Raw genomic sequence first — 19,917 nt, 5'->3', positions numbered from 1 at the left:
CCGGGCGATGCCGCGGGCGCGAGTCGGGTCAGCCGTGGATCCACATGATGGGCGAAGGTACCGGCGCCCGGACCGTCCTCGCGACCGATTTCCACGGCCGCCGGAGGGAGCCATACTCGCGGGATGACCGTGCGCCTGGGCCTGTGCGGCGCGCTCCGCGTGACGCGCGGCGGCGAGGAGCTCAGCGGGCCGCGGCTGGGCAGTCGCAAGGCCCGGGTGTTCGCCGCCGCTCTCGCGGCCGCCCGCGGGACAGCGGTCACGACGGACCGGCTCGTCGAGGCGGTCTGGCCGACACGTCAGCCGCGCGACCCTCAGGCCAACCTGGCCACCCTGGCGAGCCGGCTGCGGCGCACGGTCGGCGACGGGTTCGTCGAGCCCGCAGTGGGTGCGTACTCGCTCGGCCGGGCGGTCGTGGTCGACCTCGACGAAGCAGCAGAGCTGGTCGGGTCTGCGACCGCTCGCCTGGCGCGCGCCGAGCCCACCCTCGCCGTCGCCGCCGCGAGCCGGGCGCTGGAGATCCTCGGGGACCTCGAGGACCTGCCGGAAGAGTGCGACGGGCCCTGGGCAGATCCCCTGAAGCGCGAAGCCACCGAGCTACGGCGCGAGGCGCGTCACCTCCGGGCCACAGCGGCCCTGCAGACCGGTCAGACCGTCCTCGCCCGGAACAGCGCCCACGCCGCCACCGAGGCCGACCCCTACGACGAGCGGGCCCACCGCGACCTGATGCAGGCGTGTGCCTTGGACGGGCGGGTCACCGCAGCCCTGGACGTGTACACCGCCCTGGCGTCCCGGCTCGCCGGCGACCTCGGGACCGACCCGGACCCGCCGACCCGGCTGCTCCACCTGGCCCTCCTGCGTGGCGAGACGCCGGAGCCCCGCGTCGTCGGCGCCACGACCTCGCGGCGCTCGGGCCTCGTGGGCCGGGCGGACGAGCTGGGCCGGCTCGACCGCGCGTGGGGAGGGGCGACGTCCGGCCACAGCTCTCTGGTGCTGGTCGCCGGGGTGCCCGGCATCGGCAAGACGGCCCTGCTGTCCGAGGCGGCTGAGGTCGCGGGCCGCACTGGCGGACTGGTCCTGGCCGCGCACTGCCGTCCCGGTGAACGGTCCCTGTTCCTGCAGCCGTTCGTCGAGGTGCTGCGCCCGGTCCTCCTCGCCCTTCCGGAGCCCACCCTGCACACCCTGCTGGGCGGCCACCTGCCGACCTGGACCCGTCTCCTGCCCGAGCTGGCCGAGCTGTTCGGCCTGCCGGCCGCGACCGAGATGTCCCACGAGCTGGCCCGCAGGCGGTCCTTCGACGCCGTGGTCGCGGTGGTCAGCTCACTGGCCGAGCGTCAGCCGGTGCTGCTCACCCTCGACGACCTGCAGTACGGCGCCGACGTGACCGCCGATCTCGTCGCCCATGTGGCGGTCCAGGTGACCAGAGCACCCCTGCTGATCGTCGCGGCGACTCGGACCGAGGCCCTGCCGCGCCTCTCCCAGCTCACGGCGCTGACCGACCCGCTGGTGCTCGGTCCACTCGGCCCTTCCGCCGTCTCCGCCCTGGCCACCGCGGCCGGCTTCGGTGCCCGCTCCGACGAAGTGCACGCACGGAGCCAGGGTCACCCGCTGAGCGTGGTGGCGAGCCTCCAGGCGCTCGCTGCAGGCACCTCCGGGGTCCCCGCCAACATCGCCGCGTCCGTCAGCGCGCAGCTCGACCACCTCGAGAACGGCCCGGCGATCCTGGCGGTCGCGGCCTCCGTCCTCGGCACACGGGTGGACCCCGTGATCCTGGCCGGACTGGTCGACCGACCCGAGGTCGAGGTCGTGCTGGGCTGCGAGCAGCTGGTGCGGGCGGGGCTGATGGTCGCGGCCGGACGTCACTACGACTTCGTCAACGACCTGGTGCAGGAAGCCGTGGACGGCACGGTGCCGCCGGCACTCGGAGTGGCCTACCACCGCCGAGCGGCCGACCTGATGGCGGACCGGCCCGAGCAGATGGCGCACCATGCCCACCACGCCGGGGAGCCCGAGCGGGCGGCCAGGGGCTATCTCGAGGCGGCCCGCCGGGCGCGGCGGGCGGCGGCGCTGGACGACGCGCTCGCCCTGGCCGATCTCGCCGGCACCCATGCCGAAGGTGCCGAACCCGGGCTGGTCGCCGCGGTGCTGCTCGAGCGGGCCCGCGTCAACGAGGCTCGGGCCGACTTCGAGGCCGCCGAGGACGACCTTCTCCGGGCGCGCACCATGGCGGGCGTGGGCTCCGACCCCCGGCTGCGGATGCGGATCGCCCGACCGCTCGGCGGCGACGTCTCGATCGCTCGTCGCCGGCCCTTGGCCGAGGTGATCGCACACAACCACGAAGGACTCGAGCTCGCCGCCGGGCTCGGGGATGCGGTCGCCGAGTCGATCTTCCGAACTCGTCTGGTCGTCCTGGACGCGACCCGGCTGCAGCTCAGCGACGCCCTCGCGAGAGCCCGGGAGGGGGTGGCGCAGGCACGGGCGACCGGCTTCCCGGAGGTGGTGGCGCGCTCCCTCGATGGCCTGAAGTCGGTGCACTCCTACTGCGGAGACGCCACTGCACTCCGACCCGTGCTCGACGAGCTGGTCCCCCTCCTCACCGACCTGCGGACGCCGTGGTTGCTCCAGTGGGCACTGCTCGAGTCCTCGCTCGTCCCGGCCGCCGCCGGACGCTGGAGCATGGCTCGGACCCGGGTCGACGAGGCGCTGGCGGTCAACCGCGAGACCGGGTACGGCGCGTACGCCGGCTTCTTCTGGGCCCAGCGAGGATGGTTCGCCCGGTTGGCCGGCGATCTCGACGCGGCCCTGGCTGACGGGCGGCGTGCGGTCGCCGAGACCTCGCCCACGGACCATCCCTGGTGGTACGCCACGGCGGCCGGCACCTGCGCCGCCACGCTGCTCGAGATCGGTCGTCGCGACGAGGCTGCGGAGCTCGCCGCGGCCGGCCTGGCCGTGATCGGGAACGAGGCGGGGGCGGCCTACCGGCTGCGCTGCCTGGCGCCACTGGCCGCTGCCGGCGGCGGCGGACTCGAGGAGGCCGACCGACTGTTGCACGAGATCCAGTCACCCAACGGACGCGCGTGGATCTGGGGAGCGGATGCCTACGAAGCCGTCGCCGCCGGGTGGCTGGCCGCGGGCGAACCGGGTCGTGCGGCCGACGCCGTCCGGCCGTTGCTGGCTGCGACCGCCCGGGACTGGTCGACCGTGCACGCCCGCGCGCGTCAGAGCAGCTCGGCCACGAGACCCGCCACGCGCTCGGCGCCTCCCTCCGGCACGGGAACGTAGTCGTGAGCCCGTGCCAGCTCCTCGGCGATCGCGTCGGCGATGGTGTCCGGGTCGGCGCTGTCGTAGTCCATCGCCCGGCCGGCCCGGTGGCGCTCGAGGCGGTGCCGGACGTGGACCTGCTGCTCGAAGTGATGCCGCAGCGGGACGTAGACGAACGGGCGCCCGGCAGCAGTGAGCTCCATGGTGGTGGAGAGGCCGCCCTGCACCACCGCGATGTCGCACGCCGCGTGGTGCAGGTCGAGGTCGGGCAGGAACCCGTCCACGGTGACGCCGTCCGGGACCTTCACCCTCTGCGGGTCGAGCCGCGGTCCGGTGACCACGTGGAAGCGCAGCGACGGAACCCGCGCCCGGCACGCGTCGTACGCCTCGACGACGCGACGGAGCAGGGGCTCCCCCACCGCCGAGCCGCCCACCGAGACCACACAGACCGTCTCGTCAGGGGCGTACCCCAGACGGGCGCGCAGGCGGTCGCGCCCAGCAGGATCGGGTCGTGCGCCCATCACGTAGCCGCTGAACGCGAAATGGGCCTCCGTCCAGTCGCGGATGTCGGGGAGTCCGGGGCCCAGCGACCCGGCCACGACGTCCTCCGGGTCACCCACGAAGATCGAGCGGTCCCGCAGGTCGGGGTAGCGAGCGACGTGCTCGATCATCTCGGCGTTGTAGTCGGCGGCGAGCGCGGCCTCGTGCTCACCCCCGTCCGACATCGGCACCCAGCCCACGAAGTCGGTCATCCAGACGAACGGGGCACGCTTGAGGCGCGGGTTCTCGTGCAGGAAGTGGTCGAGGTCCCACGCCTCGTCGCCGACCCAGGCGTCGTACTCCCGCTCGCGGACCAGGTCGTCGAAGACATGGAAGTTGTGCACCAGGATCTCGTCCATCCGGCGGATCGCCTGGAAGGCGTGCAGGTCGTGCTCCCCCGCCTCGGACTCGATGTGGCGCGACTCGTTGGCAAGCCAGGCGGACGCAGGATGGACGCGCTCACCACGGCGCTGGAGGAAGTCGGTGACCGGCGACTGCGACAGCCAGTCGACCCGCAGGCCGGGCACGTGTTCGCGCAGGGCGTCGGCGATGGCCAGGTCGCGGCGGACGTGGCCGAGCCCGATCGGCGACGAGAGGTAGAGCAGGCGGCGCTCGCGGTGGCGCCGCGGCGGCCGCTCCCGCAGACGCGCGTTGACGCCACCGGCGACGGTGACGATCGCGTCGACTCCGGTGCGGGGAGGGCCGCTGTGGTCGGCGGCCACGAGCACGACCGGCACCCGTCCCTCACGCTGCGCAGCGGGCGCGTCGACCAGGGCCAGAGGGATCGCGGAAGGCGCCGTCACACGTGGCAGGCGGTCGACGAAGTGCTCGAGCAGTCCCGGCTGCTCGGACAGCGCGCGTCGGTGCTCGACGTGGACGACCACTGCGACCTCAGGCCGCGTCCGGGCGAGCTCGTCGACGAGCCGGCCGGCTCCGGGCGGGGCGAACAGGACTACGTCGCCGACCCCGGCAGCCTCGAGCGTCTCGCCGACCGCCTCCGCAACGGTGACGTCGTCGTCCAGGACGAGCACCGGTAGCTGCCGGACGAGTCCCGGTACCTGTGCCAGCCACGAGATCCGATCGCGGGCGTCCAGCGCCGGCAGAAACACCACGGCCGGAGGCCCGGAGCCGTACGTCGTGCCCCGACCCAGGCGCGTCCCGGGACCCAGCGGCGGCGCGTCGTCGCGTCGCGTGCTCAGGTGTGCCCGCACGCGCGCGGCGCCCCCGTGGCGCTGGTGGACGGTGCCGTCATGCACCCGTTCGAGAAAGTCCGCGAAGGCGTGGTTGACCACCACCGGGTCGCGTCCAGGAGGGAGATGCCCGGCGCCGCCGAGGGCGAGCAGCTCGCCCCCGACCATGCGCGCGATGTGGGCGCCGCGGGCGAACGGCTGACAGAAGTCATGGGTTCCGTGGATCACCAGCACCGGGCACGAGATCGTGGCGAAGAGCTCGGCGACCGCCTCCGGCGTCTCCGCCGAGTCCGGGGCCATTGCTGCCGCGGCCTGAGCAGCGCCGGTGCTCTGGCAGGCCCAGCCGACGATGTCCTCGTAGAGCTTGGTGCTGTGCGGGTCGTTGATGATCCGGCTGAAGAAGAAGCGGGGCCACTGGGGCCAGTCCCGGAGCCACAGCTCCCGGTTGAGCAGTCGCCACTCCTGCTGGCCCACGTACGGCGCCTCGAAGGTGGCCACTATGTCGTCATAGGCGTCGGTGCCCCGGTCGACGCGCGGCGTACCCTCGACGGCCCAGGGCCCCACCGCCACGACGCCCTCGACGCGCTCGGGGTGCCGGGCCGCCGTGGACAGGGCGTAGAAGGCGCTCTGACACAGCCCACCCAGCACCGCCCGTTGAACGCCGAGCTCGTCCATCACCGCGACCAGGTCGGCCACGAACTGTCGGTCGCCGTACGCCGCCTGCTCCGTCGGCTTGTCGGAGCGACCGTTGCCGCGCGGGTCGATGACGACGACTCGGTGGGTGCGAGCCAGGTAGGGCACCTGCGCCTTCCACATCTGACCGGTCACGATCACGTCCGCCGGCGCGAAGACCAGGGTGTGCTCACCCTCGCCGTACACCTCGTAGTAGATCCGGACCCCGTCCCGATCCACGAAGCCGTGACTCTCCGGCTCTCGTGCTCGCACCGTGCTCCCCCTTCGTCGACCTGGACTCATCGTGGTCGACGGCGGTTGCAATCGGATTGCAACCGACGTGTCCGATCCTCCTGCCGGACAGCATCCACCTCTGGAAGGGATTCACACCATGGCAATCGACACCGACAAGCTGATGGCCTTCGTCGGGCAGTTCGCCGGCGACCTCGGCGCCACCGTCTCCGCGGGCAACGTCGTGCTCGGCGACCGCCTCGGCCTCTACCGTGCCCTCGCGAACGAGCCGGCCACCGCGGCCGAGCTCGCCCAGCGGACCGGCACCGACGCCCGCTACGTCACCGAGTGGCTCCGTGGCCAGGCCGCCGGCGGCTACGTCGAGTACGACGCCGAGGCCGACCGCTACTCCATGACCGAGGAGAAGGCGTTCGCCCTGACCGACCCCGATGGACCGCTCTTCCTGCCCGGTGCCTTCGAGCTCGCGCTGGGCTCCCTGGCTGCGGTGCCTCGGATGGAGGAGGCCTACCGAACCGGCGCCGGCGTCGGCTGGCACGAGCACGACGAGCAGGTCTTCCACGGCTGCGAGCAGTTCTTCCGGCCGGGCTATCTCGCCCACCTGGTGGCGGAGTGGATCCCGGCCCTCGACGGGTCCCAGGCCAAGCTCCAGCGGGGTGCGCGGGTGGCCGACATCGGTTGCGGACACGGCGCCAGCACGGTCTTGATGGCGCAGGCGTTCCCGGCCTCGACCTTCACCGGCTCCGACTATCACGACGGTTCGGTGCGCGAGGCCGGAAAGCGCGCCGCGGAGGCCGGCGTCGCCGACCGCGTGAGCTTCGAGGTGGCGGGCGCACAGGCGTTCACCGGCACGGGCTACGACCTGGTGACCAGCTTCGACTGCCTGCACGACATGGGCGACCCGTTGGGCGCGGCGAAGCACGTGCGCTCCGCCCTCGACCCGGACGGCGCCTGGCTGATCGTCGAGCCGGCCGCGTTCGACACCGTGGCCGAGAACCTCAATCCGGTGGGCCGGGTGTACTACAACTTCTCCACCTTCCTGTGCGTGCCCAACGCGCTGTCCCAGCCGGGTGGCTACGCGCTCGGAGCCCAGGCCGGCGAGAAGGCGATCCGCCAGGTGTGCACCGACGCCGGCTTCACTCGCTTCCGCCGGGTCGGCGAGACGCCGTTCAACCTCGTCTACGAGGCGCGGCTCTGACACGGCAACGGGGGGTGCCCGGGTCGGGCGTCACCGCGTCCGGCCCGGGCTCAGGCGTCGAGCTCGCGCAGGAAGCCGAGCAGCCCGTCGAAGTAGGTCTCCTGGTCGTCGACGATGGCGAGGTGGCTGCCCTCGGGGCAGTGGTGGTAGCGGCCCCGGGGCAGCTGGTCGGCCATCCAGCGCAGGTGGGCCGGATCCATGGTGTCGTGCTCGGCTCCCATCACCAGCGTGGGCACCTCGATCCGGTGCAGGTCGGCGGTGCGGTCCCAGTCGAGCAGCACCCCGCTCAGCCCGAGCTCGCTCGGCCCCTGCATCGGCACATAGATGGCCGGGTTGATGTGGGCCATCGCCCGGTTGACCGGGTCGGGCCACTGGTCGACCGGCATCCGGCACACGTGGTGGCGGTAGTGGTGCTCGTACAGCAGCGCCTCGTACGACGGGTCGTCGGTCGCCCCGGTCGCCTCCAGCCGCTTGATCTCGGCGAGGGCGTCCTGGTCCATCGCCGGCATCAGGACGTCCTCGGCATAGGCGTTGTACGCCGGGCCGCTGGCCATCATGTTGGAGATCACCAGGCCCTTGAGATGCTCCTGATGCGCCAGCGCGTACTCCATCGCCAGCACGCCACCCCACGACTGGCCCATCAGCACGAAGCTGTCGGCGTCGAGGCCGAGCGCCTGGCGCACCTGCTCGACCTCGTCGACGAAGCGGTCGATGGCCCACAGCGTGGGGTCGTCGGGCTGGTCGCTGTAGTGGGAGCCGAGCTGGTCGTAGTAGTAGTACTCCACCCCGGCCGCCGGCAGGAACGAGTCGCACGGCTCGAAGTACTCGTGGGTGCAGCCCGGGCCGCCGTGCAGGAGCAGCACCTTGGTCGTCGGGTTGTTGCCGACCCGCTTGGTCCAGACCTCGTACTCCCCCGAGGGTGTGCTGACCGGGATCATCCGGACCCCGCCGGAGATCCGGTCCGGGCGGCCGGTGGTGTCGAGGTAGTCGGTCATCAGTACTGCGCCTCTCCTCGGAGCGGACCGGGCCGACCGTCGGGGTCGTGGACGACCTCGAGCGGCACCTTGGCCAGCACCCGCTTGGCCTTCGACAGCTTCGGCAGCGGGATCGGGCGGAGCCGGCCCGGCGGACGCTCACCGAGGTTGCCATCCCGGTGCCAGGCCTCGAGCCGGGCCGCGCTGGCGGCGTACACGTCGTACAGCCCGGCGGGGTCGACGCAGTCGCTCATCACCTCACGCAGGTCGCCCGCGGCCACGTCGTCGAGCCGGTCGAGGTGCTCGGCTGCGAGCGTGAGCCGGAAGTCGAGGGCGTAGTCGTGGTCGAGGACCACGGCGCTGAGCTCGGAGTCGTGGGTCCAGGAGCGCCGGTTGAAGTTGTCGGATCCGGTGCTGGCCCAGAGGTCGTCGATCACACAGACCTTGGCATGGACGTAGACCGGCGTGCCGGCGTGGTTCTCGATGCCGTACGCCGCCACCCGGCCCGGCGCGATCCGCATCAGGGTCTCGATCGCACGCTCCCGGCCGAGGTACTGCGGCACCCGGTTGAGGCCGGCGATGTCGGGCACCAGGGGGATCACCACCACCAGGCGCAGCTCCGGGTGGTCGCGCAGGGTCGGCTCGAAGACGTCGGCCACGTCGTGACCCCAGAAGTACTGGTCCTCGACGTAGACGATCCGCTCGGCCCGCGCCACCGCCTTGGTGTAGCCGCGGGCCACGCTGCGCTCCCCGCCGCGGGCGAACGGGTAGTCGCGTCCGTGCCGGAGGTTGGGATAGGTGCGCAGCAGCTGGACCGGGTGCGGGCCGGCCTCGGGCGGCGGCGGCCACTGCTCGGGAAGCGGGTCGGGGGTCGTGTCGAGCCGACGCAGCTTGTCGGCCAGCCGGCGCCACGGGGCCTGAGAGAGCGGGGTCGGGTCCTCCCAGCGCTCGCGGAAGACCGTCTCCACGTCGTACACGGCCGGTCCGTGGATCGCCACCTGGACGTCGTGCCAGGGCGGGTTGGGGCCGTACTCCTCGGTCAGGGTCTGCGGCTGCGGGTCGCCGCGGTGGGTGGCGTCGTCGCGGCGGTTGTGGGCGAGGTCCATGCCGCCCACGAACGCGACGTCACGCGTCGGGTCGTCCCGGTAGCGGATGACCACGAACTTCTGGTGGTGCGAACCGCCGGTCCGGACCCGCATGTCCAGCAGCACCTCGGCGCCGCGCTTCTGGAGCTGCTCGCCCAGGTGCCGGTTCTGGGAGGCGAAGAAGCCGGTCTGGCTCATGTGCGAGCGCCAGACGAGACCGCGCACGTCGACGCCGCGCTCGTCGGCCCGGCACAGCACCTCGACGACCTCGCTGCCGGGGATGCCGATCAGCTGCTCGTCGGCATCACCCTGCCAGTCGGTGAAGAACAGCAGGTCGCCCGCCTGCGCGCCCTCGATCGCGTCGTACAGCTCGCGGAAGTACTCCGAGCCGTGGATCAGGTGCCGAACCAGGTTGCCCTCCGACCAGGCTCGGTCACCGGGGTGGTGGTCGTCGAGACACGTGGTCGGGTTGGCCCGCTCGGCCTTGCTCAGGAACCAGCTCGAGACGTCGGTCATGGGTCGAAGCATGCTCCTCCCGCGGTCCGGCACACACCACCCCCCCGGCGCGGTCAGGTTGCAGTCAGGAGGTGGCTAGGAGGTGGCCGCCGCCGGGTCGAGGGGGTACGACGCACCGGCCCGCTCCAGGTAGCGCTCCGCGGCCCTGGCTGCCGGATGGGCGACGACGGCCGCGACCACGGCGAGCACCGCGATCACCGCCCACCCCGGCGCTCCCCACTGGAGGGCGAGGAAGGTGTACAGCCCCGGGAAGAGGATCGGGCCCACCTGGTAGCCCAGGCCCCAGACGCCCTGGTAGTCACCGAGCCGGCGGTGGTCGGACAGCTCGGACTGGAAGCCCCAGTCGGAGGCCGACTGCCACAGCTCGGCCCCGGTGATGGTCACGTGGCCCAGCCAGATCAGCGCGATGGAGACCCAGCCGACGGTCTCGTGGGTGATGCTGATGACCAGGCACGACAGCACGAACGACCAGCCACAGCGGCGCACCGCGCGCAGCGCACCGGGCACCGTCTCGGAGCCCCGGGAGGCCCGCACCTGGAGACAGACCGCCATCACCGTGTTGGTGCCGAACAGCCAGGCCAGCAGCGTGTGCGGCGCATCCGTGCGCTCGACGAGCCACAGCGGCACGACGACGTTGAGCAGCACCTGGTTGGAGGTCAGCACCCCGTTGCAGGCCGAGAGGACCACGAAACCGCGGTTGCGCCACGCCGGCGGGGCCGGGACGGCGTCGGGGTCGTCGTGGCCGGGCGGCGGGGCCGGCCGCTCGATCGCGGGCAGCGTCATCACCATCGCCGCGTTCAGCAGCAGCAGCACCCCGGTCAGGATCGGCACCGCGGTGATCGCCGTCCGGGTGCCGACGGCCAGCGCGATGCCGCCGGCCAGGGCGCCCAGGGTGTAGCCGACGTTGCGTGCCGACCGCATGTAGGCCAGCGCGCGGACCCGCACCTCGCGCGGGAAGACCGCGATCCGGTAGACGTTGCGCCCGGTGTTGCCCGCGGTCGACACCGCGGCGAGCACCGACAGCAGGGCCACGAAGGTGACCATGCCCCCGACCAGCGGCCAGGCGAAGTACAGCACCGCCTCGACCAGCGAGCCCGCCGCCCACAGCGGCTTGGCGCCGACGTGGTCGGAGAGCCGGCCGAGCGGCAGCGACAGCAGCAGCGTGACCACCCCGGCCAGCGACAGCCCCAGCCCGACCTGCGAGCCGGACAGCCCCACGACCTGGGTGAAGAACACCGCGGTGCCGGTGATGAACGAGCCGGTCGCGAACGCCGACAGCACGCACTGCAGAGCGAGGTCACGCTCGAGCTTGGTGGGAGGCAGGATGCGAGAGATCACCGAGTCATCACGCACCCATCCTCACAAGGGGCGCCGACAGTGATCCAGTTGTTATCAGAGACAGGCAGGCGCCTGGCGAGCAAGCTCGCGGCGGCGATCCCTGCGGCCGCCCCGCCCCGGCTCCGCCGGGACGGGCCGTCCTCGCTCTAGGCGAGCTTGCCGTCCAGCACGGTCGGCGTGCCGCGCAGGAAGGTCGCCACCACCCGGCCCGGCAGCTCCATCCCGGCGTACGGCGTGTTGCGCGACAGCGAGACCGACTCGCGGGCGTCGACCACACGGCGTACGGACGGGTCGTAGAGCACGACGTTGGCCGGTGCGCCCTCCTCGAGCGGCTGACCGTGGTCGCCGACCCGGCCGATCCGGGCAGGGGCGTAGGACATCCGCTCGGCGACCTCGGCCCAGGTCAGCAGCCCGGGGTCGACCATCGTCTCCTGCACCACGGACAGCGCGGTCTCGAGGCCGATCATGCCGAACGCCGCCGCAGCCCACTCGCAGTCCTTGTCCTCGAGCGGGTGCGGGGCGTGGTCGGTGGCGACGACGTCGATCGTGCCGTCGGCCAGCGCGGCGCGCAGCGCCTCGGTGTCGGCGGCGGTCCGCAGCGGCGGGTTGACCTTGTAGATCGGGTCGTAGGTCGCCGCGAGCTCGTCGGTCAGGAGCAGGTGGTGGGGGCAGACCTCGGCGGTGACGTTCCAGCCGGAGGCCTTGGCCTGGCGGATGATCTCCACCGAGCCGGCGGTCGAGACGTGGCAGACGTGCAGCCGCGAGCCGACGTGGGCGGCGAGCAGGCAGTCGCGCGCGATCACGGCCTCCTCGGCGACGGCCGGCCAGCCGGCGAGGCCGAGGCGACCCGAGAGCTCGCCCTCGTTCATCTGCGCGTTCCCGGTGAGCCGCGGCTCCTGGGCGTGCTGGGCCACGACGCCGTCGAACGCCTTGACGTACTCCAGCGCCCGGCGCATCAGCACGGCGTCGTCGACGCAGTGCCCATCGTCGGAGAAGACCCGGACCCGAGCCGCGGAGTCGGCCATCGCCCCGAGCTCGGCGAGCCGCTGCCCGGCCAGGCCGACCGTGACCGCGCCGACGGGATAGACGTCGCAGTAGCCGCCCTCGCGGCCCAGCCGCCAGACCTGCTCGACGACGCCCGCCGTGTCGGCGACCGGCTCGGTGTTGGCCATCGCGTGCACGGCGGTGAAGCCGCCCATCGCGGCGGCCTGGGTGCCGGTCAGCACGGTCTCGGCGTCCTCGCGACCGGGCTCGCGCAGATGGGTGTGCAGGTCGACCAGGCCGGGCAGCGCGATCAGGCCGGTCGCGTCGACCACCTCGACGTCACCGTCGTCCCGACTCCGCTCGACCACCGAGGGGTCCAGCACGACCCGGCCGTCCTGGAGCAGGAGGTCCGTGGGGTCGCCGCCGAGGATCGCCGCGCCCGTGATCAGGTAGCCGGTCATGCGTCCGTCCCTTCGCTCGCCGTGGCCGGCTCCGTCGTACCGACAGCCGGTTCGCTGCCGCCGAGCAGCAGGTAGAGGACCGCCATCCGGACCGCGACGCCGTTGCTGACCTGCTCGACGATCACCGAGCGGTCGGAGTCGGCCACGTCGGCGGTGATCTCCATCCCGCGCACCATCGGGCCGGGGTGCATCACGATCGTGTGGTCCTGGAGGGTGGCCATCCGGCGACCGTCGAGGCCGTAGCGCCGGCTGTACTCCCGCGGGGTCGGGAAGAACCCGCCGTTCATCCGCTCCCTCTGGACCCGCAGCATCATCACCGCGTCGGCCTTCGGCAGCACGCCGTCGAGGTCGTACGACGTGTCGACCGGCCACGACTCGATGCCCACCGGCAGCAGGGTCGGCGGCGCGACCAGCGTCACCTCGGCGCCCAAGGTGTGCAGCAGCAGCGCGTTGGAGCGGGCCACCCGCGAGTGCAGCACGTCACCGACGATCGCGATCCGCTGGCCGTCGAGGGTGCCGCCGTTGCGCGGCCCGAGGTGTCGCCACATCGTGAACGCGTCGAGGAGCGCCTGGGTGGGGTGCTCGTGGGTGCCGTCGCCGGCGTTGACCACCGAGGCGCGCACCCAGCCGGAGTTGGCCAGCCGGTGCGGTGCGCCGCTCGCGCCGTGCCGGCAGACCACGGCGTCGCAGCCCATCGCCTCGAGCGTGAGCGCGGTGTCCTTGAGGGACTCCCCCTTGGACAGCGACGAGCCCTTGGCCGAGAAGTTGATGACGTCGGCCGACAGTCGCTTCGCCGCGGCCTCGAAGGAGATCCGGGTCCGGGTGGAGTCCTCGAAGAACAGGTTGACCACCGTGCGGCCACGCAGCGCGGGCAGCTTCTTGATCGGCCGGTCGGCCAGGGAGCGCATCTCGTCGGTGGTCGACAGGATCAGCTCGGCGTCCTCGCGGGTCAGGTCCGCGGCCGACAGCAGGTGCTTCTTCATCGGGCCTCTCCTGCTCCCTCGATGATCACGGCGTCCTCGTCGTCGACGCCGGTGAGGTGGACCCGCACCCGCTGCACCAGCGAGGTCGGGAGGTTCTTGCCGACGAAGTCGGCCCGGATCGGCAGCTCGCGGTGGCCGCGGTCGACCAGCACCGCGAGCTGGACCGAGCGCGGTCGACCCACGTCGTTCAGCGCGTCGAGAGCCGCCCTGATGGTGCGCCCGGAGAACAGCACGTCGTCGACCAGGACCACCGTCCGGTCGTCGATGCCGCCGTCGGGGATCTGCGTCGGCAGCAGCGTGCGGGCCGGCTTGAGCCGCAGGTCGTCGCGGTACATCGTCACGTCGAGGGACCCGCACGGCACCGCCTCGCCCTCGACCGCCGCGATCCGCCCGGCGATCCGCTCCGCGAGCGGCACACCGCGCGACGGGATTCCGAGCAGGACCAAGCCCTCCGCGCCCTTGTTGCGCTCGAGGATCTCGTGGGAGATCCGGCTCAGGGCCCGGGAGATGTCACCGGAGTCGAGCACGGTCCGGCCGGGGTCGGGGCGATCGGAGTCAGCCGCCGAGGATGTCGCAGGCGCAGGCATGGGCTGCCAGACCTCCTTCTCCGCCTCACGGGACGGCTCGTTAAAGGATGTCGAACCAGGTGGTCGACCGGACCTTACCAGCCGGCCGGCCCTCCTCCGCCAACCGGAACGGGCTCGTCGCCGGCCGCGCGTCACCGCGGCGGCGCGAGCTCCTTGAGCACGGTCTCGATGGCCCGGTGGTAGGTCGGGTAGGCGAAGTGCATGTGCAGCATCGTCTCGATCGGCACCTCGGCGTGCACCGCCAGTGCGAGCATCGACATGATCTCGCCGCCGGCCGGGGCCACCACCGTGGCACCGACCAGGACGTCGCGCTTCGCGTCCGCGACGAGCTTGATCAGGCCGTCCTCGCGGGTCAGCCAGCCACGCGAGCCCAGGTCTCCGGTCGCCGTCCGGACCTCGAGGCCCTGGTCGCGAGCGGCCTTCTCGCTGAGCCCGACCGAGGCGACCTCCGGTGCCGTGAAGGTCACCCGCGCCACCGCCCGGTAGTCGGCCGGCGGACCGTCCCGGCCCAGGAGGTCGTCGACGACGACGGCCGCCTGGTACATCGACACGTGGGTGTAGGCGCCCTTCCCGGTGATGTCACCGACCGCCCAGACGCCCTCGGCGACGTGCATCCGCTCGTCGGGGTCGAGCAGCTTCGCCTCCGGGTCGAGCCCGACGTGCTCGAGGCCCAGCCCGGCCAGGTTGGTACGACGCCCGGCGGCGACGAGCAGCTTCTCGGCGGTGACCATCTGGTCGCCCAGGTCGACCGTGAACCGCCCGTCGGCGTAGCCCACCGACCCGATCGAGACACCGGTCAGCACCTGGATCCCGGTCTCGGCGAACGCCTTCTCCAGTGCCTCGCCGGCCTCCGGCTCCTCGAGGGCGAGGAGCCGGTCGGCCAGGTCGACCACGGTGACCCGCACCCCGAACAGCGCCATCACCTGCGAGAGCTCGCACCCGATCGCTCCGCCGCCGATGACGACCGCCGACGAGGGCAGGGCGCGCAGCCGCACGGCGTCCCGGTTGGTCCAGTACGGCGTGTCCGCCAGCCCGTCGATCGGTGGGGCGGCCGGCGCGGTGCCGGTGTTGAGCACGATCCCCTTCGTCGCGGTGTACGTCGTGTCGCCGACCGTGACCCGGCCGTCGCCGGCCAGCACCCCGTGGCCGCGGACGAAGGTCGCGCCACTGTCCTCGAGCCGCTTGACCGCGACCGCGTCGTCCCAGTCGTCGGTGGCCTCGCCGCGGATCCGGTCCGCGACCGGCGTCCAGTCGGGCGACACGGTCGCCGCGCCGGCGAGCCCGTCGACCCGGCCCGCCTCCCGCAGGGTGTGCGCTGCGGCGATCATCATCTTCGAGGGCACACAGCCGAAGTAGGGGCACTCGCCGCCCACCAGGCGCTCCTCGATGCCGAGCACCCGCAGGCCGCCCTCGCTCAGTTTGATGGCCACGTGCTCGCCGCCGGGCCCCAGGCCCACCACGATGACGTCGTACTCGGTGTCGGTCATGCCCTCACCCCATCACACTGCCCGAAACTTGGTGCCGCTCGCTGGGCCGCACCTCGCGGAACCACGACTCGGTGACGTGGTCGGTGACCCAGCCCATCGACAGGTAGAGCGCGTCGGCACTGGTCGGTGAGTCGGCGTCGACCTCCAGGGCGACCCGGTTGCGGCCCCGGACGGCGGCATCGGACAGCACCGTGTGCAGCAGCCCCTTGGCCACCCCGCGTCCGCGGGCCGCGCGGTTGACGCCGATGTAGTCGACGTAGCTGCCGGTGGCGCCGGACGCGTCGGCGGCCAGCACGGAGCAGACGATGGCCCCGCGGGCACCTGGTGCCGGTCGTCCGCGGAGACGCCTGCGTCGAGCGGAGTCGAGACGAACGCCAGCCACCAGTGGTCCCAGCGGTGGCCGGGGTCCTCGCGGAGCCTCTGCACGAACTCCGGGAAGCTCTCCCGGTAGGAGTTGAAGTGGTCCTGGAACGACTCCTCCAGCATCAGGTGCACGATCTGGAGGTCGGAGGCGACCGGCACGCCGTTGGCGTGGGTGGCCACGCGCCGTACGGTCACCCCCTCGCGCAGGGCGGGGAACAGCTCGGTGGCGTCGACCGGCCGCGACATGTGCAGCCAGCGCCGGCGGCAGGTGTAGCCGGCCGCCTCGAGCCGGCGCTTGGCCACGACGTCGTCGGCGAACGGCGAGGCGTCCATCCGGGTGCTCTCGACCCCCCTCAGGTGGGCGATCGCCCGGCCCTCGTCGTCGGCCCAGGCCAGCAGCACCCCGGCGATCCGGTCGCCGTCGGGGAGGTCCGGCTCGAGCCAGAGGGAGACCATGGTGCGGCCCGCGGCGCGGTCCTGCACCGAGACCCAGCCGCGCAGCCGGCCGTCGGGATCGCAGACCACGCGCTGCCGACGGGTCCAGGACGCCTGGCCGACGACCTCGGACTCCACGGCCGCCTCGTCGACCGAGACCTCACCGGTGTACGGCGCGCGGTCGGCCAGGCGGAGCGCCACCAGGACCGGCAGGTCCGCCTCGTCGGGAAGCCGGGTGGTCCACCCCTGCGGCAGGGGCGAAGGCGGGGTCACCGCTGGGCGGAGAGGTGCCGCGCCCGAGCGAAGCAGAAGAGGCCGTAGCAGCCGATACCCAGCGCGATCGCGATCAGCAGCACCGGCCCGAAGGGCTGCTGGAGCACCTTGTGCAGCGCCTGGTCGAGACCGCCGGACTTCTTGGCCTTGTGGTCCACGGCCGCGAAGATGAACAGCGCGCCGATGGCGCCGATCGCCACGCCCTTGGCGATGTAGCCGATCTTGCCGAACATCTTGTAGGCCTTGCCCTGGTCGCCGCTCTTGCCCTCGGCGTCGAGGTGCTTGAGGAACTTCTCCTTGTAGCCGCTGTAGGCCAGGAACACCCCGTAGCCGATCACGGCCAGTCCGATGATCCCCACCAGCCAGCGGCCGAACGGCTGGTCCATCAGCTTGGCGGTCCACGACGAGGTGCTGCTGCCCTTGGACTTCGAACCGGTGGCGGTGTGGAAGGCGCTGATCCCCAGGGTGCCGTAGACGATCGCCTTGCCGATGTTGACCGCCGGCTTGAGCCACTGCTTGGCGCCGTCCTCGATCTGGGAGTCCACGAACGCCTCGAGCAGCTTCCAGGCGACCAGGAACACCATCCCGATCGCGATCACCCACACGACGACCTTGCCGAACGGCTGCTGAGCGAGCTGGGCCAGCGCGCCGTTGCGCGAGGCGTTGCCGCTGTTGTTGCCGAGGGCGAGCTGGATCGCCAGCCAGGCGATGGTGAGGTGGACGATGCCGTAGGCGACCATGCCGACGCGCACCGCGCGGTCCATCCACTCGCTGTTGTTGGCCTGGTGGCCCATCTGCTGGGCCCGGTCGCTGACATCCGCCATGCGGCCGACCCTAGCGCCGCGTCAAGGGGCGCGGTCCCACCCTAGGGGGTGAGTGAGTTCCGGTCGCGCAGCATGCTGCCGAGCACGCCGTTGACGAAGGCCGGCGACTCGTCCGTGGACAGGTTGCGGACCAGCGCGACCGCCTCGCTGACCGCCACCGCGGCCGGGACGTCGTCGGCGTACAGCAGCTCGAACGCACCGATCCGCAGCGCGTTGCGGTCGATGACAGGCATCCGGTCGAGGGTCCAGGCCTGGGAGTACGACGTGAGCAGCTCGTCGATCCGCTCGCGGTGTGCTGCCACACCGCGGACCAGGTCGGCGGTGTAGGGGTTGGTCGGGCCCTCGTCGGCGGCGATCGCCGCATCGAGCTCGACGACGGGGTCCTGCCCGCGCAGCTCCGCGGCGTAGAGGATGTCCAGCGCCCGCTTACGGGCCTTCGACCGGGCCGACATCAGGACGCGACCTCGTTCACGGCCGTGCTCATGACCTGGGAAGTCAGGACTTCACGCGGCCGAGGTAGGACGAGTCGCGGGTGTCGACCTTGACCTTCTCGCCCTGCGTGATGAACAGCGGCACCTGGATCTCGTGACCGGTCTCGAGGGTCGCGGGCTTGGTCCGGCCGGTCGCACTGTCCCCGACGACGCCCGGCTCGGTGTAGGTCACCTCGAGCAGGACGGAGGCGGGCAGCTCGAGGTAGAGCACCCGGCCGTCGTTCGTGGCCACCACGGCGTCCTGGTTCTCCAGGAGGAAGTTCTTGGCGTCGCCGACGATCTCCGGGGAGATCTCGGTCTGGTCGAACGTGCCGGTGTCCATGAAGACGTAGGAGGTGCCGTCGTTGTAGAGGTACTGCATCGTCCGCTTGTCGACGTTCGCGACGTCGACCTTCACGTCGGAGTTGAAGGTGCGGTCCACGGTCTTGCCGGACTCGATGTTCTTCAGCTTCGACCGGACCACCGCACCGCCCTTGCCGGGCTTGTGGTGCTGGAACCAGATGACCTGCCAGAGCTGGCCGTCGAGGTTGAGGACCATGCCGTTCTTGAGGTCGTTGGTGGTGGCCATGCGGGAGCGCCTCTTCCGTCGGGATCAGGGACGCCCAGCCGCGGAAGAACCTCCGGGCGGGCGACCCCCGAGTCTAGTACGGCGCCGGCCCGGCCCCGGAATCCCCAGGCTCGGCCGGTCAGGCGAAGGACCACTCGATCCGGACGGTGACCGCGAGCTTGTCCTTGCCGGCCCGGATCGGGAGGGCCGCACCCTTCAGCGCGTCGAACGAGGCCGCCGGGAGAGCCTGCATCCGGACCACCGGTGCCGAGGCGTGCACCTCGCGCAGCGAGAGCACGTCACCGAGGGTCTGGCCGGTGGCGTCGGCGTACTCCTGGGCCTTGGCGGTGGCCTCCTTCACCGCGGCGGCCCGCGACTTCGCCAGCAGCGCCTCGGGGTCGGCGATCCGCAGCCCGAGGCTGCCCACCCGAACGTCGTTCCCACCTGCGTGCACCGCCGCCGTGACGGCGGCACCACCCTTCGACAGGTCGCGGACCAGCACCTGGGCCCGCTGGGAGACGCGGTAGCCGCGCAGGGTCGGCGGCCCCGAGGAGTGGTAGTCGTAGACGGCGTTCATCGAGAGCCCGGTGGTCTGGACGTCGGAGCGCTGGACCCCGGACGACGCCAGGGACGTCAGCACTCGCTTCATCGTCGCGTTCGCGTCGGCCAGCGCGGTCGCCAGGTCGGGACGGACCAGCCCGACCGACACCGAGAAGGAGAGCTCGTCGGGGACGCCGACGGTGCGGCCGGTGCCGGTCATCACCAGGGTCCGGGCGTGGCCGGACCCGGTCGAGACGGCGGGTGCCTGTGGCGCGGCCTGTGCCGTGCTCCCTCCGTTGCCGAGCAGGTAGGCGACCAGGAGGGCCAGGGCCGAGACCAGCGCGACCAGCACCCCTTTCGCGCTGAGAGTGACTGAGCGGTTCATGGCGGGCTCCCTGGGTCCGAAACGTTGCGGATCGGACGGCCGCAACGCCGTAGCGGTTCCCGGGTCAGGCGTCGGGGAGGCTCGCGGTCAGGTCGACCTCGACCAGCTGGCCGGGGAAGCCGAGCCTCACGACGCCGAGCAGCGTGCTCGCCGTCGTGAACGCGGCGCCGATCACCGAGCCGGTCAGGCGTCGCCACGCGACCCCCAGGGCCCCGTCATCGTCCCCACCGACCACGACGTAGATCACCGATCGGACGACCTGGTCCGGCCGGGCCCCCGCGGCGCTCAGGGCGGCGAGCGCGTTCGCCGCGACCTGGTCGATCTGGGCCTCGAGATCGGCCGGGCCGACGAGCCCACCGGAGCGGTCCAGCGGACACTGCCCCGCCAGGAACGCCAGCCGCCCGACCTCGACCACCGTGACATGGTGGTAGCCCGGCGTGCCGTGCAGCTGCTCGGGGTTGATCCGGAGGATCTCGCTGGTCACGCGCGTCAGTCTGGCAACTCACCCGTCGCCGGGCACCCGGTTTTCCGGGGATG

Annotated in this window: 16 protein-coding genes; 2 read left to right on the top strand and 14 right to left on the bottom strand. The window is 72.2% G+C overall.

Annotated elements, in window-relative coordinates:
- Positions 1–123: 123 nt before the first annotated feature.
- Complete coding sequence (locus tag E3N83_RS03955) at positions 124–3,279, top strand: ATP-binding protein (protein WP_151082071.1); 3,156 nt, start codon at positions 124–126, stop codon at positions 3,277–3,279.
- Here E3N83_RS03955 and E3N83_RS03950 read toward each other — a convergent pair.
- Positions 3,216–5,900, bottom strand: a complete 2,685-nt coding sequence (locus tag E3N83_RS03950) for an alpha/beta hydrolase (RefSeq protein ID WP_191907934.1) — start codon at positions 5,898–5,900, stop codon at positions 3,216–3,218. The genes E3N83_RS03955 and E3N83_RS03950 overlap by 64 nt on opposite strands.
- A 151-nt stretch (positions 5,901–6,051) precedes the next feature.
- Between E3N83_RS03950 and E3N83_RS03945 the strand changes: the two genes are divergently transcribed.
- Positions 6,052–7,107 carry a class I SAM-dependent methyltransferase gene (locus E3N83_RS03945; protein ID WP_191907933.1) on the top strand — a complete coding sequence of 352 codons (1,056 nt, stop codon included), beginning with the start codon at positions 6,052–6,054 and terminating at the stop codon, positions 7,105–7,107.
- A 50-nt stretch (positions 7,108–7,157) separates the two neighbouring features.
- On the opposite strand, the gene E3N83_RS03940 is transcribed toward E3N83_RS03945, so the two are convergent.
- The 13 genes from E3N83_RS03940 to E3N83_RS03880 all read right to left on the bottom strand — a co-directional run bounded on the left by E3N83_RS03940 (position 7,158) and on the right by E3N83_RS03880 (position 19,864).
- A complete protein-coding gene (locus E3N83_RS03940) occupies positions 7,158–8,102 on the bottom strand; it encodes a proline iminopeptidase-family hydrolase (RefSeq protein ID WP_151082069.1) in 945 nt (314 codons plus the stop codon).
- Positions 8,102–9,682 carry a phospholipase D-like domain-containing protein gene (locus E3N83_RS03935; RefSeq protein ID WP_151082068.1) on the bottom strand — a complete coding sequence of 527 codons (1,581 nt, stop codon included), beginning with the start codon at positions 9,680–9,682 and terminating at the stop codon, positions 8,102–8,104. The genes E3N83_RS03940 and E3N83_RS03935 overlap by 1 nt, the downstream gene beginning before the upstream one ends.
- A gap of 75 nt (positions 9,683–9,757) precedes the next feature.
- Positions 9,758–11,020, bottom strand: coding sequence for an MFS transporter (locus E3N83_RS03930; protein ID WP_151082067.1), 1,263 nt, complete (start codon positions 11,018–11,020; stop codon positions 9,758–9,760).
- A 146-nt stretch (positions 11,021–11,166) separates the two neighbouring features.
- Positions 11,167–12,465: a dihydroorotase gene (locus tag E3N83_RS03925; RefSeq protein WP_151082066.1), complete on the bottom strand. Its 1,299-nt coding sequence runs from the start codon at positions 12,463–12,465 to the stop codon at positions 11,167–11,169.
- Positions 12,462–13,448: an aspartate carbamoyltransferase catalytic subunit gene (locus tag E3N83_RS03920; RefSeq protein ID WP_151082065.1), complete on the bottom strand. Its 987-nt coding sequence runs from the start codon at positions 13,446–13,448 to the stop codon at positions 12,462–12,464. The genes E3N83_RS03925 and E3N83_RS03920 overlap by 4 nt, the downstream gene beginning before the upstream one ends.
- Positions 13,445–14,035: a bifunctional pyr operon transcriptional regulator/uracil phosphoribosyltransferase PyrR gene (gene pyrR / locus E3N83_RS03915; protein ID WP_151082064.1), complete on the bottom strand. Its 591-nt coding sequence runs from the start codon at positions 14,033–14,035 to the stop codon at positions 13,445–13,447. Before pyrR ends, E3N83_RS03920 begins: the two co-directional genes overlap by 4 nt.
- Positions 14,036–14,166: 131 nt before the next feature.
- The gene (locus E3N83_RS03910; RefSeq protein WP_151082063.1) at positions 14,167–15,522 is read right to left on the bottom strand and encodes a dihydrolipoyl dehydrogenase family protein; all 1,356 of its coding nucleotides are present in this window, start codon (positions 15,520–15,522) and stop codon (positions 14,167–14,169) included.
- A 4-nt stretch (positions 15,523–15,526) separates the two neighbouring features.
- Entirely contained in the window at positions 15,527–15,817 is a 291-nt protein-coding gene (locus E3N83_RS19740) for a GNAT family N-acetyltransferase (protein WP_202879315.1), read from the bottom strand.
- 772 nt (positions 15,818–16,589) lie between these two features.
- The gene (locus tag E3N83_RS03900) at positions 16,590–17,417 is read right to left on the bottom strand and encodes a DUF1206 domain-containing protein (RefSeq protein ID WP_151082062.1); all 828 of its coding nucleotides are present in this window, start codon (positions 17,415–17,417) and stop codon (positions 16,590–16,592) included.
- A gap of 41 nt (positions 17,418–17,458) precedes the next feature.
- Positions 17,459–17,869, bottom strand: a complete 411-nt coding sequence (nusB, locus tag E3N83_RS03895) for a transcription antitermination factor NusB (RefSeq protein ID WP_151082061.1) — start codon at positions 17,867–17,869, stop codon at positions 17,459–17,461.
- A 43-nt stretch (positions 17,870–17,912) separates the two neighbouring features.
- A complete protein-coding gene (gene efp / locus E3N83_RS03890; RefSeq protein WP_151082060.1) occupies positions 17,913–18,476 on the bottom strand; it encodes an elongation factor P in 564 nt (187 codons plus the stop codon).
- Positions 18,477–18,594: 118 nt separating this feature from the next.
- Complete coding sequence (locus E3N83_RS03885) at positions 18,595–19,380, bottom strand: SIMPL domain-containing protein (RefSeq protein WP_151082059.1); 786 nt, start codon at positions 19,378–19,380, stop codon at positions 18,595–18,597.
- 64 nt (positions 19,381–19,444) lie between these two features.
- Positions 19,445–19,864: a Rid family hydrolase gene (locus E3N83_RS03880; RefSeq protein WP_151082058.1), complete on the bottom strand. Its 420-nt coding sequence runs from the start codon at positions 19,862–19,864 to the stop codon at positions 19,445–19,447.
- Positions 19,865–19,917: the final 53 nt, after the last annotated feature.

The organism is Nocardioides cynanchi (assembly GCF_008761635.1).
Classification (GTDB): Bacteria; Actinomycetota; Actinomycetes; order Propionibacteriales; family Nocardioidaceae; genus Nocardioides; species Nocardioides cynanchi.
Note: the sequence above shows the minus strand (reverse complement) of the source record. Positions and strands in the feature narration are given on the sequence as shown.

Coding starts and splice junctions, on each gene's coding strand:
- E3N83_RS03955 (WP_151082071.1), top strand. CDS start 124: ATGACCGTGCGCCTGGGCCTGTGCGGCGCGCTCCGCGTGACGCGCGGC.
- E3N83_RS03945 (WP_191907933.1), top strand. CDS start 6,052: ATGGCAATCGACACCGACAAGCTGATGGCCTTCGTCGGGCAGTTCGCC.
- E3N83_RS03940 (WP_151082069.1), bottom strand. CDS start 8,102: ATGACCGACTACCTCGACACCACCGGCCGCCCGGACCGGATCTCCGGC.
- E3N83_RS03935 (WP_151082068.1), bottom strand. CDS start 9,682: ATGACCGACGTCTCGAGCTGGTTCCTGAGCAAGGCCGAGCGGGCCAAC.
- E3N83_RS03925 (WP_151082066.1), bottom strand. CDS start 12,465: ATGACCGGCTACCTGATCACGGGCGCGGCGATCCTCGGCGGCGACCCC.
- E3N83_RS03920 (WP_151082065.1), bottom strand. CDS start 13,448: ATGAAGAAGCACCTGCTGTCGGCCGCGGACCTGACCCGCGAGGACGCC.
- pyrR (WP_151082064.1), bottom strand. CDS start 14,035: ATGCCTGCGCCTGCGACATCCTCGGCGGCTGACTCCGATCGCCCCGAC.
- E3N83_RS03910 (WP_151082063.1), bottom strand. CDS start 15,522: ATGACCGACACCGAGTACGACGTCATCGTGGTGGGCCTGGGGCCCGGC.
- E3N83_RS03900 (WP_151082062.1), bottom strand. CDS start 17,417: ATGGCGGATGTCAGCGACCGGGCCCAGCAGATGGGCCACCAGGCCAAC.
- nusB (WP_151082061.1), bottom strand. CDS start 17,869: ATGTCGGCCCGGTCGAAGGCCCGTAAGCGGGCGCTGGACATCCTCTAC.
- efp (WP_151082060.1), bottom strand. CDS start 18,476: ATGGCCACCACCAACGACCTCAAGAACGGCATGGTCCTCAACCTCGAC.
- E3N83_RS03885 (WP_151082059.1), bottom strand. CDS start 19,380: ATGAACCGCTCAGTCACTCTCAGCGCGAAAGGGGTGCTGGTCGCGCTG.